11 protein-coding genes are annotated in these 15,016 nt (G+C 72.4%); 6 read left to right on the plus strand and 5 right to left on the minus strand.

Features of this window, described 5'->3' with window-relative positions; all coding sequences use genetic code 11:
• The first annotated feature begins 50 nt into the window (after positions 1-50).
• Both ACZ4QV_RS08250 and ACZ4QV_RS08255 read left to right on the plus strand, forming a co-directional pair.
• Entirely contained in the window at positions 51-1,022 is a 972-nt protein-coding gene (locus ACZ4QV_RS08250) for a glycosyltransferase family 2 protein (RefSeq protein ID WP_361145021.1), read from the plus strand.
• Complete coding sequence (locus tag ACZ4QV_RS08255) at positions 1,019-1,537, plus strand: GtrA family protein (RefSeq protein WP_361145024.1); 519 nt, start codon at positions 1,019-1,021, stop codon at positions 1,535-1,537. Before ACZ4QV_RS08250 ends, ACZ4QV_RS08255 begins: the two co-directional genes overlap by 4 nt.
• On the opposite strand, the gene ACZ4QV_RS08260 is transcribed toward ACZ4QV_RS08255, so the two are convergent.
• The gene (locus tag ACZ4QV_RS08260) at positions 1,507-3,741 is read right to left on the minus strand and encodes a PIG-L family deacetylase (RefSeq protein ID WP_361145027.1); all 2,235 of its coding nucleotides are present in this window, start codon (positions 3,739-3,741) and stop codon (positions 1,507-1,509) included. The two genes, ACZ4QV_RS08255 and ACZ4QV_RS08260, sit on opposite strands and share 31 nt — an antisense overlap.
• A gap of 329 nt (positions 3,742-4,070) precedes the next feature.
• Positions 4,071-4,703: a TetR/AcrR family transcriptional regulator gene (locus tag ACZ4QV_RS08265; RefSeq protein WP_361145030.1), complete on the minus strand. Its 633-nt coding sequence runs from the start codon at positions 4,701-4,703 to the stop codon at positions 4,071-4,073.
• Between the two features lie 164 nt (positions 4,704-4,867).
• On the opposite strand from ACZ4QV_RS08265, the gene ACZ4QV_RS08270 reads away from it, so the two are divergent.
• Positions 4,868-5,803, plus strand: coding sequence for an ABC transporter permease (locus ACZ4QV_RS08270; protein WP_361585654.1), 936 nt, complete (start codon positions 4,868-4,870; stop codon positions 5,801-5,803).
• Positions 5,796-6,614 carry an ABC transporter ATP-binding protein gene (locus ACZ4QV_RS08275; RefSeq protein ID WP_361639637.1) on the plus strand — a complete coding sequence of 273 codons (819 nt, stop codon included), beginning with the start codon at positions 5,796-5,798 and terminating at the stop codon, positions 6,612-6,614. The genes ACZ4QV_RS08270 and ACZ4QV_RS08275 overlap by 8 nt, the downstream gene beginning before the upstream one ends.
• A 92-nt stretch (positions 6,615-6,706) precedes the next feature.
• Here ACZ4QV_RS08275 and ACZ4QV_RS08280 read toward each other — a convergent pair whose 3' ends face one another.
• On the minus strand, positions 6,707-11,683 hold the full coding sequence (locus tag ACZ4QV_RS08280; protein WP_361145039.1) for an NAD-glutamate dehydrogenase: 4,977 nt from the start codon (positions 11,681-11,683) through the stop codon (positions 6,707-6,709).
• Between the two features lie 543 nt (positions 11,684-12,226).
• On the opposite strand from ACZ4QV_RS08280, the gene ACZ4QV_RS08285 reads away from it, so the two are divergent.
• A complete protein-coding gene (locus ACZ4QV_RS08285) occupies positions 12,227-12,793 on the plus strand; it encodes a DJ-1/PfpI family protein (RefSeq protein WP_361145041.1) in 567 nt (188 codons plus the stop codon).
• A gap of 67 nt (positions 12,794-12,860) precedes the next feature.
• On the opposite strand, the gene ACZ4QV_RS08290 is transcribed toward ACZ4QV_RS08285, so the two are convergent.
• Positions 12,861-13,571 carry an HAD family hydrolase gene (locus ACZ4QV_RS08290; RefSeq protein WP_361145044.1) on the minus strand — a complete coding sequence of 237 codons (711 nt, stop codon included), beginning with the start codon at positions 13,569-13,571 and terminating at the stop codon, positions 12,861-12,863.
• 91 nt (positions 13,572-13,662) lie between these two features.
• On the minus strand, positions 13,663-14,175 hold the full coding sequence (locus ACZ4QV_RS08295; RefSeq protein WP_361639907.1) for a DUF6912 family protein: 513 nt from the start codon (positions 14,173-14,175) through the stop codon (positions 13,663-13,665).
• Between the two features lie 309 nt (positions 14,176-14,484).
• Between ACZ4QV_RS08295 and ACZ4QV_RS08300 the strand changes: the two genes are divergently transcribed.
• A complete protein-coding gene (locus ACZ4QV_RS08300; RefSeq protein WP_361145050.1) occupies positions 14,485-15,006 on the plus strand; it encodes an Rv3235 family protein in 522 nt (173 codons plus the stop codon).
• The last annotated feature ends 10 nt before the right edge of the window (positions 15,007-15,016 follow it).

Raw genomic sequence — 15,016 nt, forward strand, 5'->3', positions numbered from 1 at the left:
CTGGGACGTGGTGGCTCCCGCCGCGCTCCGCCCCGGCGAAAGGGCTCCCCATGAAGCTCTCGGTCGTTGTCCCCTGTTACGACGAAGAGGAAGTCATCGGGCACTTCGACGAGGAGATCCGCGTGGTGCTCGGCCGGCTCGCCGTCGAGTACGAGCTGTGCTACGTCGACGACGGCAGCACCGACGGCACCCTGCACCGGATACGCACCCTCGCCCACCAGCACCGCCCCACCACCCGCTACCTCTCCTTCAGCCGGAACTTCGGCAAGGAGGCGGCGATGCTCGCGGGCCTGAAGGAGGCCAGCGGCGACGCCGTCATCCTGATGGACGCCGACCTCCAGCACCCGCCCCAGCTCATCGAGAAGATGCTCGACCTCTACCAGCTCGGCCACGACCAGGTCATCGCCAAGCGCAGCCGGGACGGCGACAAACCGCTGCGCAGCGCGTGCAGCCGGCTGTACTACCGCGCCGTCAACAAGTGGGTGGACGTGGAACTGGCCGACGGGGTCGGCGACTTCCGGCTGCTGTCCCGCACCGCCGTCGACGCGCTGGTCTCGCTGCCCGAGTACAACCGCTTCTCCAAGGGCCTGTTCTCCTGGATAGGCTTCGACACCGTCACCTTCGACTACCGCAACGCCCGGCGCGAGGGCGGCCGCACCAAGTGGTGCTTCGGCGCCCTGGTCAACTACGGCATCGACGGCATGATCTCCTTCAACAGCCGCCCGCTGCGGGTGGCGATCTACACGGGCCTGAGCCTGGCCGCGCTGGCCGCCGCGTACGCCCTGTGGATCGTCGGCGCCGCCGTCGTCGGCGGCATCACCGCGCCCGGTTATGTGACGCTGGTGGCGATCATCGTGGGCCTGGGCGGCCTCCAGATGGTGATGCTCGGCCTGATCGGCGAGTACATCGGCCGCATCTACTACGAGACCAAGCGGCGCCCGCACTTCCTGGTCAAGGAGACCAACGGGACGGCGCCCACCCACACCCCCACGGCCCGGGTCGCCGGGCGGACCCGCCGATGAGGCGTCGGCCGTACCGCCACCGTCCGCCCCGGGGCCGGTTCCCGCTCGGGCGGCTCCCGATCGGGCGGCTGCTGCGCTTCGCCGTCGTCGGCGGCGTCAACACCCTCACCTTCTACGGCTGCTACCTGGCGCTGCACCCCTGGATGCCGTACTTCGCCGCCTACACGATCGCCTTCCTGCTCAGCATGGTGGGCTCGTTCTTCCTGAACACCTATTTCACCTACCGCACCCGGCCCAGCCGCAAGAAGTTCCTGCTCTTCCCGCTCACCCAGGTCACCAACTACCTGGTGCAGAGCGCGGGCCTGGTGGTGCTGGTGAACTGGTGCGGGCTCGGCACCCGCGTCGCGCCGCTGCTCGCGGCGGTACTGGCGATCCCGTTCACCTATCTGGTGTCCACCCGCATCCTGGTGCCGGGGCGGGCTGCCGGAACGGCCGGGGAGGCCGTCCCGGCCGGCGAGGGGGACGGCCGTACGGGTGACGAGGCTCAGCCGGCGCGTCTCACCGGGCCGCTCTGACCCCGCCGGGCCGGCTGGGCCCGCCACTCCTGGAACGCACCGTCCGCCCCCACGTCCCGCTGCCGCACCACGTGCAGCCGCCCGTCGTTGCCGAGGACGGCCAGCACCGCGCGCCCGTCGGTGTCCTGGCCGACGGCCGCCGCGCCCGAGTGCGGCACCTTCCCCGTCAGCCAGCGGCCGGGCGTGTCCTGCCCCGCGTCGCTCAGCGCGTACCGCAGCAGGCCCGCGTTGTCCCGTCCCGCGAGCACGACGGTCCGCGCGGGCTTGCCGACGGCCGCCAGGGCCACCCGCCCGTACCCGCCGACCGGCTCGTACCGCGCCGACAGCCGCCAGGAGCCGGGCCGCGGCCGCCGCTCGGCCAGCAGCACCTGGGCCGTGCCGCTCTGCCGGTACGCGAGGCGCACCTCCCCGCCACCCAGCGGCACCAGGCTCAGCGGGCCCCCGGGCTCGGGCAGCCCGGTGTCCCCGGAGGGCTCCGGAATCTGCCCCGCCTCCCTCGACACCCAGTGGTGCACGGCCCGGTCACTGGGCGCCACGACGTGCACCAGCCCTTCGGAGTCCACGCACGCGTCCAGGCCGTCGACGACGGCCGGCACCCGGCCCGCCGCCCCCGGGGAGGCCGTCGGTGCCTCCAGGTGCCGCCACAGCGACCAGTCCCCGCCCTGGGCGCCGCTGCGGTACGCGATGCCGCCGCGCCAGTCGCGGGCGAAGACGTGCACCGTGCCGTCCTGGCCGACGGCCGCCGCCGGGAAGCCCGTCTCCAGGGACTTCACCGGCGCGGCGTCCGGAGTTCCCAGCGACTCCCACGGGCCGAACGTCGGTACGCCGTCCCGCGCGGTGCCGTTCTGCAGGGCGGTCAGCAGCTCGCGGCGGTGCGCGTGGTTGCGGGCGGGCAGGACCGTACGGGAGACGAAGAGCTGGAGCGCCCCGCCGGGATGGCTCACGGCATGGACCTGGCCCTGGAGGAAGCCGCCGCCGAGCCGGTGCGGGCCGCTGAAGGTGCCGTTGCCGGGCGCGGTCTCGGCCCAGCACACGGCGGTGCCGTCCAGGACGGCGAAGGCGGCGAGCCGGCCGTCTTTCAGGGGCCGCAGCCAACTGTTCGAGCCGGGGGCGCGCAGCCGGGTGCTGCGTGTCCAGTCGCGTGACCAGCCGTCGAACGCCGAGCCGCCGACCTTGCGGTCGCCGCAGCCCGCCCGGTCGCCGCAGTCGCGACCGTCCGCCCAGCCGTACACGGACAGCAGCTCGCCCTTGCGCCGGGCGGTCGCCAGGTCGACGTTGTTGGGCAGCACGCCCGCCTCGTACCCGATGTAGTTCTCCACGACGGTGGGGCGGCTGTGCGCACGGCCCCAGTAGGCCGCCAGCGCCGCCTGCGTGAAGCAGGCCGAGCTGATGTGGTCCTGGTGGTCGTAGTACAGGAAGCCGCGCAGCTTGCGGTCGTCGGTGGGCGGGGGCCGGTGCGGGGCGTGCACCGCGTTCGGGTCGAGGGTGCGCACCACGGTGGGCCGCACCCGTTCCAGCAGAGCCGTCAGCGACGCGACGACCTGCTCACGGGTGTACTGGAACACGCGCTGCACGGGAGTGCCCTCCGGCCGCAGCGTGGGCAGCACGTCGACAGCGCCGAGCCACAGCCCGCGCAGGCTCCGCGCGCGCGGCTCGGAGACGGTCCGCGCCTCCACCAGCTCCATGAAGACGAGCTGGTTCCGCGGCGCGGCGCGCAGCGTCTGGATCTCGACCTGGAAGCCGGGCAGCAGGGAGATGGCCTCGACGTCCCAGGGGCTGAGCGGGTCGCCGGTGGCCATCACCGCGTGCGCCGCCCGCAGCCCGTTGGTACGGGCGCGCGCGAACGCCGGGCGGTCGCGCGGCGACAGCCGGTCCCCGCGCCCGTGCTCGGCGGTGTTGCGGCCGTCCGACTCGCCGCCGGTCAGACACACCGTCACCGACCGGGCGCCGCTGCGCACCGACTGCTCCAGCGCCGGGTTCATGAAGTACAGCGAGTCGTCGGCGTGCGCGATGACGTGCAGGAACGCCTGCTCCGCGCCGGACGCGGCGGCCTTCCGCTCCAGCGCCGGATCGGCCACCTGCGACAGCGGCATGCCCGGCCCGAACCAGGCCCATCCCCCGGCCCCGGCCGTCACCGCGGCCGCGCCGCCCCCGGCAACCTGGAGCAGCCGCCGTCGGGACCACCGGGACGGATGCGTCGGCACAGGTCACGTCCTCCACGGCGCCCGGCAACGCCCCACTCGTAACCGTCCGACTCACACCGGAATGAGCCACCTCGCGCACTGCACCTCCCCAGTATTCGGCCGAGCGGCGCGTGCCGCTCGCCTGATTGGTCCGGGGTTGTGGGGTGGGCGTGGGGGAGCCGGGGGCGGAGGCCCGGCCGGGGGCGGGATCGGGCCGGGGGGGGAGGACCCGGCCGGAGGCGGGATCGGGCCGGGGTGGGACCGGGCCGGGGGCAGTCCGCGGTCGGGGCCGGGGACGGGGACGGGCCGGAGGTAGTCCCCGGTCAGGGCCGGGGCCAGGGGATGCGGTGCTACGCCTCCAGGGCCGACGCCACCGCGAGGGCCAGTTCGTCCAGGTAGGTCTTCGGGAGTTCGTCGCGCACGACCATCAGGCGCCAGTAGAGCGGGCCGGTCATCAGGTCGAGTGCCAGGCGCGCGTCGGCTTCCGGGCGCAGCTCGCCGCGTTCGACCGCGCGGGCCACCATCGCCGCCGCGACGCCCTGCTGGCTGTCGAGCAGGGCGGTGCGCAGCGCTTCGGCGATCTCGGGGCTGCGTGCGGCCTCGGCGAGGAGGTCCGGAATGATCTGCGAGGCGACCGGGTGCCGCAGCGCGCGGGCCGCGACCTCCAGCAGCATCCGTACGTCGCCGCGCAGCGACCCGGTGTCCGGCGTCGGCAGGCCCTCGGCGGCCACCGCGGAGACCACGTCCAGCACGAGGTGCAGCTTGGAGCGCCACCGCCGGTAGACGGCGGTCTTGCCGACGCCCGCCCGCCGGGCGATGCCCTCGATGGACATCCGCGCGAACCCCACCGCCGCCAGCTCCTCGAAGACCGCGGCGCGGATCGCCTCGGTCTTCTCCTCGCGCAGTACGGCGGCTCCGGCCGGCGCCCGCCGCCCGCCCGGTACGCCCGGTGTCCTGGTCATTTCCGTGCCGTCCTTTGCCATGCCTTGATCGTAGCGCCACGACGGAACGGGCACGTCGCGACGGAACGGTTGCGTTTCGACGTAACGCGGTCGTACGCTCGGCACCGTTACGACGATACGGGAGCGTTCTGACGTAGTCCGTGCTCCTCCGTCCCTCCCCCACCCACCCGGAGGCGACCGCCCGCATGTCCCAGACCCTCACCCCGCCGGCCCGCTCCGCCGAGGCGTCGCCCGTGGCCCCGGCCGCCGCCCCGCCCGACCCCGGCCTGCAAGCGCTCGCGGAGCAGTACGGCCTGACCGTCAGCGGCGCCCGCCCGCCGCTGCGGGAGTACACCCGCCGCCTGTGGGCACGCCGCCACTTCATCGCGTCCTTCGCCACCGCCCGGCTGACCGCCACGTACACCACGGCCCGGCTGGGCCAGCTCTGGCAGGTGATGACTCCGCTGCTCAACGCGGGCGTCTACTACTTGATCTTCGGCATGCTGCTGCACACCGACCGCGGCATCCCGAACTTCATCCCGTTCCTGTGCACGGGGATCTTCGTCTTCACCTTCACCCAGTCGACGGTCCTGGCCGGCACCCGCGCCGTCTCCGGCAGCATCGGCCTGGTCCGCGCCCTGCACTTCCCGCGCGCCGCGCTGCCCGTCGCGCACACCCTCATCCAGCTCCAGCAGCTCATCTGCTCCATGGGTGTACTGGCGGCCATCGTGCTGATCTGCGGCGTACCGGTGACGTGGCACTGGCTGCTGATGGTCCCCGCCCTGCTGCTCCAGTCGGTCTTCAACACCGGCCTCGCCCTGGCCATGGCCCGTATCGGCGCGAAGACCACGGACACCGCGCAGTTGATGCCGTTCGTGCTGCGTACCTGGATGTACGTGTCCGGCGTCTTCTACAACCTCTCCACGTTCACGAGCAGCGCGCCCCACCTCGTCTCGGTGGTCCTGAACTGCAATCCCGCCCTGATCTACATCGACCTGATGCGGTACGCCCTGATCGACACGGTGCGCGCCCAGGACCTGCCGCCGCACGTGTGGCCGCTGGCCCTCGGCTGGGCCCTGCTGGCCGGCGCCGCCGGCTACGTCTTCTTCTGGAAGGCCGAGGAGGAGTACGGCCGTGGCTGACACCACCATCGAACACACCCCCGCACCCATCGAACGCACCCCCGCGCCCGCCGACGACCGCGCCCCCACCGTCATCTGCGACAACGTCCACATCGTCTACACGGTGCACGGCGGCAGTACGGGCAAGGGCGGCGCGACGGCCGCCCTGAACCGGATCGTCCGCCGCCGGCCGGGCACCGCCGTCCGTGCGGTGCACGCCGTCAAGGGCGTCACCTTCGTCGCCCACAAGGGTGAGGCGATCGGTCTGATCGGCTCCAACGGCTCCGGGAAGTCCACGCTGCTGCGGGCCGTAGCCGGGCTCCTGCCGCCCGCGGCCGGCCGCGTCCACACCCACGGCCAGCCGTCACTCCTGGGCGTGAACGCGGCCCTGATGAACGACCTGACCGGCGAGCGCAACATCGTCCTCGGCGGGCTCGCCATGGGCATGTCCCGCGCGGAGATCCGCGACCGCTACCCGGACATCGTCGACTTCTCCGGCATCAACGAGAAGGGCGACTTCGTCTCGCTGCCGATGCGTACGTACTCCTCGGGCATGGCGGCCCGGCTGCGCTTCTCCATCGCCGCCGCCAAGAGCCACGACGTCCTGCTGATCGACGAAGCGCTGGCCACCGGCGACCGCGCCTTCCAGAAGCGCTCCGAGGCCCGCATCCGCGAACTCCGCGCAGAAGCCGGCACCGTTTTCCTGGTCAGCCACAACAACAAGGCCATCCGCGACACCTGCGACCGGGTGCTGTGGCTGGAGAAGGGCGAACTGGTGATGGACGGGCCGACGGAGGAGGTCGTGACGGCGTACGAGCGGGGCGCGAGGTAGCGCGCCGGGGAGCGCGAGAGGCAAGGCGCCCGCGACGACGGCGGCGCGGCCCGGCAGTGCCGGACCGCGCCGCCGTCCCGACGTGGTGCGCGTCAGCTGTGCGTACGCAGCAGCGTCCGCATCGTCCGCATCGCGACCGAGAGGTTCGCCAGGTCGAAGCCCTCCGACCCGTGGATCTCCTCCAGCGTGGTCCGCGCGCGTCCGAGGATCGCGGCGTTCTTCTCCTCCCACGCCTTGAACCGCTCCTCCGGCGTCGCGGAGTCGCTGCCCACCGACAGCACGTCGCCGGTCAGCGCCGCGTGCGCGGCGAACAGGTCCTCGCGGATGGAGGCGCGGGCCATCGACTGCCACCGGTCGTTGCGCGGCAGTTCCAGGATGCGGTCCAGAAGCTGGTTGATCCGCAGCCGGTCGCCCAGGTCGTAGTAGACCTCGGCGACGTCCAGCGGCTCCTTGCCGGTCCGGTCCGCGATGGCCACGATGTCCAGCGCCGGGAAGACGGAGGAGAACCCGGCCACCCGGGTGGCCAGCTCCGCCGGGACTCCGGCCTCGGTCAGCTCGTCCAGGATGCGCTGGTGCCATTCCAGGTCGCTGCCGCACAGCAGCTTGGGCAGTTCGGCCCAGACCCCGGCGACCCGGTCCGCGAAGAAGCCGATGGTCTCGGAGAGTTCCAGCGGCTGCGGGCGGTTGTTGAGGAGCCAGCGGGTGCCGCGCTCCACCAGACGCCGCGAGTGCAGACGGATACGGGTCTGCACGTCGGCGGTGACGGCGTTGTCGAGGGCCTCGACGGCGTCCCAGACCGTGCCGAGCCCGAAGATCGCGCGGGCCGCGGTGTGCGCCCGTACGACCTCTTCGAGGGCCGCGCCGGTCTCCTCCCGCATCCGGTGCAGGAAGCTCGTACCGCCGGAGTTGACGGTGTCGTTGACCATCACGGTCGTGACGATCTCGCGGCGCAGCGCGTGTGCGTCGATCTGCTCGGCGAACCGCTCCCGCAGCGCGCTGGGGAAGTACGCGTGCAGCAGGTGCTGGAGGTACGGGTCGTCCGGCAGCCCGGTCTGGATCAGCGCGTCGGCGACCGTGATCTTCGTGTAGGCGAGGAGCACGGCGGTCTCGGGCTGGGTCAGACCGCGGCCGGCGTTCAGCCGTTCCTTGATCTGCCGGTCGACGGGCATGAACTCCAGCGACCGGTCCAGGTCCCCGTCGCGCTCCAGGCGGCGGATGAAGCGCTGCTGGGCGGAGAGCATGCTCGCGGACTGCGCCTGGGCCAGCGCGAGGGCGGTGTTCTGCGCGTAGTTGTTGCGCAGCACCAGCGCGCCGACCTCGTCGGTCATCTCGGCCAGCAGCTTGTTGCGCTGCTTGACCGTCATGTCGCCGTCGGCGACGACCGAGTTCAGCAGAATCTTGATGTTCACCTCGTGGTCGGAGGTGTCCACACCGGCGCTGTTGTCGATCGCATCGGTATTGATCTTGCCGCCGTTCTGGGCGAACTCGATCCGGCCGAGCTGGGTCAGTCCCAGGTTGCCGCCCTCGCCGACGACCTTGACCCGCAGGTCCTCGCCGTTGACGCGGATCGCGTCGTTGGACTTGTCGCCCACGTCCGCGTTCGACTCGGCCGCCGCCTTCACGTACGTGCCGATGCCGCCGTTCCACAGCAGGTCCACCGGCGCGCCGAGGATCGCCCGCATCAGGTCGGCGGGGGTCATCTTCTTGACGCCCGCCTCGATGCCGAGGGCGGCCCGCACCTGTGCGTTGATCGGGATGGACTTGGCGGTACGGGGGTGGATGCCGCCGCCCTGGGACAGCAGCTTGGTGTCATAGTCCGCCCACGAGGAGCGCGGCAGCTCGAACAGGCGGCGGCGCTCGGCGTACGAGGTGGCCGCGTCCGGCGTCGGGTCGAGGAAGATGTGCCGGTGGTCGAAGGCGGCGACCAGCCGGATGTGCTCGCTGAGCAGCATGCCGTTGCCGAACACGTCACCGGACATGTCACCGACGCCGACGACGGTGAAGTCCTCGCTCTGGGTGTCGACGCCCAGCTCGCGGAAGTGCCGCTTGACCGACTCCCAGGCGCCGCGGGCGGTGATGCCCATGCCCTTGTGGTCGTACCCGGCGCTGCCGCCGGACGCGAACGCGTCACCGAGCCAGAAGCCGTACGACTCGGCGACCTCGTTGGCGATGTCGGAGAACGTCGCGGTGCCCTTGTCGGCCGCGACGACGAGGTACGTGTCGTCCTCGTCGTGCCGTACGACGTCCGCGGGGTGCACGACCTCACCGCCGACCAGGTTGTCGGTGATGTCCAGCAGACCCGAGATGAACGTCTTGTAGCAGGCGATGCCCTCCGCCAGCCACGCGTCGCGGTCCACCGACGGGTCCGGCAGCCGCTTGCCGACGAATCCGCCCTTGGCGCCGACCGGCACGATGACGGTGTTCTTCACCATCTGCGCCTTGACCAGGCCGAGCACCTCCGTACGGAAGTCCTCGCGCCGGTCCGACCAGCGCAGACCACCGCGCGCCACCTTGCCGAAGCGCAGGTGCACGCCCTCGACGCGCGGCGAGTACACCCAGATCTCGTACGCCGGGCGCGGCGCCGGCAGGTCCGGGATGGCCTGCGGGTCGAGCTTCATCGACAGGTAGGAGTGCGGCTGTCCGCCGTCGTCCTTCTGGTAGTGGTTCGTGCGCAGCGTCGCCTTGATGACGGTGAGGAAGGCCCGCAGGATGCGGTCCTCGTCCAGGCTCGCGACCTGGTCCAGCGCGCCGTCCAGCTCCTCCAGCAGCCCGTCGGTCAGCTCGGTGCCGGCCCGCTGCCGCTCCGGGGACATCCGCGCCTCGAAGAGGCTGACCAGCAGCCGGGTGGTGTGGACGTTGTTGGAGAGGGTGTCCTCCATGTACGTCTGGCTGAACGTCGAACCGGCCTGCCGCAGGTACTTGGCGTACGCCCGCAGCACCATCGCCTGGCGCCAGTTCAGACCGGCCCGCAGCACCAGCTTGTTGAAGTTGTCGCTCTCCGCGCGGCCGGTCCACACCGCCGTGAAGGCGTCCTGGAACCGCTCGCGCGCGTCGTCGCCGTTCATCCGCTCGGGGATGCGCAGCCCGAAGTCGTAGATCCAGGCGGTGGTGCCGTCGGTGCAGCGCAGCTCGTGCGGCCGCTCGTCGACGACCTCGACGCCGAGGCGGTTCAGCACCGGCAGGACCTTGGACAGGGAGACCGGCTCACCCGTGCGGTAGATCTTGAAGCGGCGCTCGTCGGGGCCCGCGCCGACCGGCTCGTACAGGCTGACCTCGAAGTCGTTGCCGCCCTTCGCCGTCAGCTTCTCCAGGTGCTGGAGGTCGGCGACCGCGCTGCGCGGCGGGTTGTCGGCCTTGTAGCCCTCGGGGAAGGCGTGGTTGTAGCGGCGCAGCAGTTCCGCGGCGCGCTCCTCGCCGACCTCGGCGGTCAGCGCCTCGGCGAAGCCGTCGGCCCAGGAACGGGCGGCCTCGACCAGCCGCGCCTCGATGCGCTCGGCGTCGGCGTCGGTCAGGTCCGGCAGGGCCGCACCGGGCTCGACCCGGACGACGAAGTGCAGCCGGGACAGGATCGACTCGGTGTTCCAGGCGGTGAAGTCGACGCTGGTGCCGCCCAGTTCCTCCTTGAGGATGTCGATCAGGCGCAGCCGTACGCCGGTGGTGTAGCGGTCGCGGGGCAGGTAGACCAGCGCCGAGAAGTAGCGCCCGTACTCGTCCTGGCGCAGGTACAGCCGCAGCCTGCGGCGCTCCTGGAGGTACAGCACGCTGGTGACGATGGACTGGAGCTGGTCCACGCGCGTCTGGAACAGCTCGTCGCGCGGGTAGGTCTCCAGGATCTGGAGCAGGTCGCGGCCGTCGTGGCTGTTGGCGGTGAAGCCCGCGGCGTCCAGCACCTCGGCGACCTTGCGGCGGATGACCGGCACGCGGCGTACGGACTCGGTGTACGCGGCCGAGGAGAACAGGCCGAGGAACCGGCGCTCGCCGACGACGTTTCCCTGGGCGTCGAACTTCTTGACGCCCACGTAGTCGAGGTACGAGGGGCGGTGCACGGTGGAGCGGCTGTTGGCCTTGGTCAGGATCAGCAGCCGGTGCTCGCGGGCCTTGGCGCGGGCGTCCTTGGGGAGCCGGTTGAACGACGGGGAGACGGGGTGGCCGTCGTCGCCCTCGCTGTGCGCCGGGTCGGAGCGCAGGATGCCGAGGCCGGTGCCGGCCACGGCGGTCAGCACGTCCTCCTCGGCGCCGGACTCGCCGGGCACCGAGGTCAGCTCGTACTCGCGGAAGCCGAGGAAGGTGAAGTGGTCGGCGGCCAGCCAGCGCAGCAGCTCGCGGGCCTCGTCGACCTCCTGGTCACGCAGGTCGTCGGCGGTCGGCTCGGTGGGCAGCTCGTCGGCGATGCGCAGCGCGGCGTCGCGCATCTTCTCCCAGTCCTCGACGGCCTCCCGCACGTCGGACAGCACCCGCAGCAGGTCGGCGGTGATCTGCTTGAGGTCGGCGCGGTCGGTCTCCCGGTCGATCTCGACGTGGATCCACGACTCGATCAACGCGTCGTGCGGCAGGTCCCGGCCCTTGCCGTGGCCCGCCTTGTCCTTGCCGGTCCGGCCGTGCGCGTCGCACGTGTTGTCGAGGACCTCGATCAGCTTGCCGGTCACGTCACGGCGGACGATCACCTGCGGGTGGATCACCACATGGATGCCGCGGCCCTGACGCGACAGCTCGTTGGTGACCGAGTCGACCAGGAAGGGCATGTCGTCGGTGACGACCTCGACGACGGAGTGGCTGCAGGTCCAGCCGTTCTCCTCGACCGTCGGGGTGTGCACCCGGACGTTCGCGGTGCCCTGCGGCCGGGTCTCGGCCAGCCGGTAGTGGGAGAGCGCGGCGCCGAAGACGTCGACCGGGTCGCGGCCGGTCAGGTCCTCCGGCGCGGTGTGCAGGTAGTAGCGCTGGAGGTATCCCAGGAGGGTGTCCGGGTCGAGACCCTGCACCGGTGCCTGTCCCCCGGCCGGGCTGCTTTCAGCGACCCGGGCAGCCCGCGCGAGCAGCTCGGTCTTGGCTTCGTCCAGCTTGGTCTGCATGTCCTCTGGCTCCTGTCGCGCGCCGTTGCGTGACGTTGTGGATGAACTCCGTGGAAGCTGCACGACGCCGGAACGACCGGTGAGGGTTCCCCCGCCGCAACGCGGGGAAGTGTCCGGTCGGGGACGACGCTGTGCCGCGATGCGCGATGGCCGGACCGCTCGGCACCGACCCGGTCGGGGTCGGTTTCCGGTCCTGATCGCAACGATCAGCGGCCGCCCGGTCACTGTGCTGTCCCGGGCGCACGACGAGGGCCTCGATGCCCCCGCGGGTTATCGCGCTGATCACGAGGCAAGGCTATCGCTCCCGGCCGGGGTGCCGTCATGGTCCAGCTGTGTACAAAACCACTAGCCGAAATTTGACGATCCGGACAGCGACGGGTCCGTGCGCCGCATCCCTGGAATCCCACGGTATCCCGCGGGGGCTTGGCAAGGACGGCGATCCGGAGGACGTTGAGCGGGACACCGAGGAACGCCTTACGGGCGCACGGATGTGACCAACGGCACGTCCGCGCGCGGTGCGCGACCCGAGCGGAGGTGGACGGCATGGCCGCCAAGATCCTGATCGTGACCGGCGACGCTGCGGAGTCCCTGGAGGTCCTCTACCCCTACCAGCGGCTGCGCGAGGAGGGCTACGACGTGCATGTCGCCGCCCCCGCCCGCAAGACACTGCGGCTGGTCGTGCACGACTTCGAACCGGGATTCGACACCTACACCGAGAAACCCGGCTACACCTGGCCCGCCGACCTGGCCTTCTCCGAGGTCGACCCGGGGCAGTACGTCGCGCTCGTGGTGCCCGGCGGACGGGCGCCCGAATATCTGCGCAACGACCCCGAGCTGCGCAAACTCGTGAAGTCCTTCTTCGACGCGGACAAGCCCGTCGCCCAGATCTGTCACGGCCCGCTGCTGACCGCCGCGATCGGCGGCCTCAACGGGCGCCGGGTCACCGCCTACCCCGCCCTCGAAATGGACATGCAGGCCGCCGGCGCCGCCTTCCGGGACGCCGAGGTCGTCGTCGACGGCACCCTGGTCTCCTCCCGCGCCTGGCCGGACCACTCCGGGTGGATGCGCGAGTTCATCGCGGTGCTGCGGGCCAAGGCGCCGGTGACCTGACCCACCCCCGGGCGGGCCGGTCCGGACAGGGACCAGGGTGGCGTAGGGCGGGCGCGCGGCACCCGCCCTACGCGGCTATCTCCTCCGCCAGCCGCACGGCCTCCGCCAGGGTGTCCACCACCGGCACCCCCGCGGCCGCCAGGCTGGCCCGGCTGTGCGACCCGCCCGTGTAGAGCACCGCGTGGGCGCCCACGCGCCGGGCGGCCACCGCGTCGTCCACCGCGTCACCGATCACGACCGTACGGTCCGGGGCCGTCCGTCCGGCGCCGCCGTTCCCGGACGCGTGGCCGTTCCCGGACGCGCCGGTGGCCAGGGCCGCCAGGTGGCGCACCATGTGCTCGCTCTTGCTGCCGCCCGACGGCCCCGTACGGCCGTCCACGCGCACGAAACGCTCCTCGATGCCGAAGCCCCGCACCAGCGGCATCAGCTCGTCGTGCCCGTACATGCTCAGGATCGACTGACTGCGGCCCGCCAGCTGCCAGCTCTCCAGCACCTGCTCGGCGCCCTCCGCGAGGCCGCACGCGGGCCGGTGGACGGCGTAGTGCCGGTGGAACGCCTCGTCCATGACCAGCCACTCCGCGTCCGTCGGCAGCCGCCCCAGCAGCCGCTCGTAGAACCGCGGGATCGGGACGCAGTACAGCTCGCGGTAGCGCGCCAGGGTGATCGGGGGCAGGCCGAGCTCGGCGAAGGCGGCGTTGGTCGCGCCGATCACCGCTTCGGTGTCGTGAAAGAGCGTCCCGTTCCAGTCCCAGACGATGTGCGTCGCGTGCGTCCCCATGTCCAAGACCGTACCCATGACCACTGACAGCCCAGTCACGGACGGCTCCGGCGCGGGCCGGCGGGCCGTCAGGCTCTCAGCCGCCCCGCGCTCAGCGCCCGGCGATCAGATTCGGGATCTCCTGCACGCCGAACCACATCAGCTCGTGGTCCTCCGCGCCGTCCACCGTGAACCGCGCGTCCTCGTCGCCGAGGTCCGCGGCACCCAGCGCGCCGGCGGCCGCCGTGACGTCCTGGACCGCGTCGTCGGAGTCCACGTGCACCGCCGCGGCCTTCGCCATCGGCACCGGACCGGCGATCCGCACCTCGCCCAGCGCCGTCTGGTCCAGGCCCCGGTCGGGGTCGGCGACGGCCGCGCCTTCCGGTACGTCCACGGCCACCACGACCCGGCGCCGCGGGGCGTCGGGGTCGGCCGCGAGCCGGCGCAGCGAGCCCTGCGCGGCCCGGTTGAGCGCCGCGTACTCCAGTTCCTCGATGTCGTCGGAGACGTACCACTCGCGCAGCGCGGGCGTGACGGCGTAGGCGTCCAGCGGGCCGGGGCCCAACTCCCCGGCCTCGTGCGCCGCCGCGAGTCCGGGCAGGGTCAGGGGGACATACACGCGCATGGCTGCCGCTTCCGCTCACATCGCTGGGTCTGGAAAATCTGTCCGGCCAGCATACGGGCGCGGGGTACGGCGTGAGATACGGGCCGGAGTCCCCCTTCGTGCTCCCGCTCCGCCCCTCCGGCGCCGCCCCCGACGGGCCGCGCGCCGTTCCGCGCCCGCACATCCGCCCGCTCTCCCCCTGATGGGTGAATTCCCGGCCGTCCGCCCGGCCCGGCCGGAGGCCCTTGCCGCCGCCGATTCCCCGCCGGTAGAAGAACCCCACCGAAGCTACTGCCCGGTATCCACCGGGCCGGCCGAACGGGGGCCCGCATGCTCACCACGCACACCGACACCCTCCCCTCCACCCGCACCCGCTCCCCCGGGATTCCGCCCGCCGCGGGACCGGGCCGCCCCCGTACCGGCCCGCCCGGCCGCCGTGACACCCGGCGCCCGGCCGGCCCGCGTACGGCCCCCGCCCGGTCCCTCCGGCGCCGCCCTTCCCGCCCCGATCCGCACGACTGGTTCGCCGAGCAGCTTCTCCTGACCCTGAGTGGCCGGCGCCCCGTGCACGCCCTCCTGGGGCACGCGCTGCCCGCCGCGTACGACCGCCTCGTCGAACTGGCCCCGCAAGCACCCCTGCGGCCCACGGGCACCACAGCGGGCCGCTACGCTCCGGCCCCGTCGGTGGCCCACTGCGGCCTGTGCCTGCCGCGCCCGGACGTCATCGAGGCGTTCGCCCGCATCGTCTCCGGCGAGCGGCTGCGCGCCCTCGCCTTCCGCCTGGAGCTGGGCGGCGACGCCCGGTGGCGCTGCGCCGCCGTCGACATCGGCCCGACCACCCGGGTGTGGTGACCCGGGCGGC

The sequence above is a fragment of the Streptomyces sp. NPDC026394 genome, from assembly GCF_055567735.1.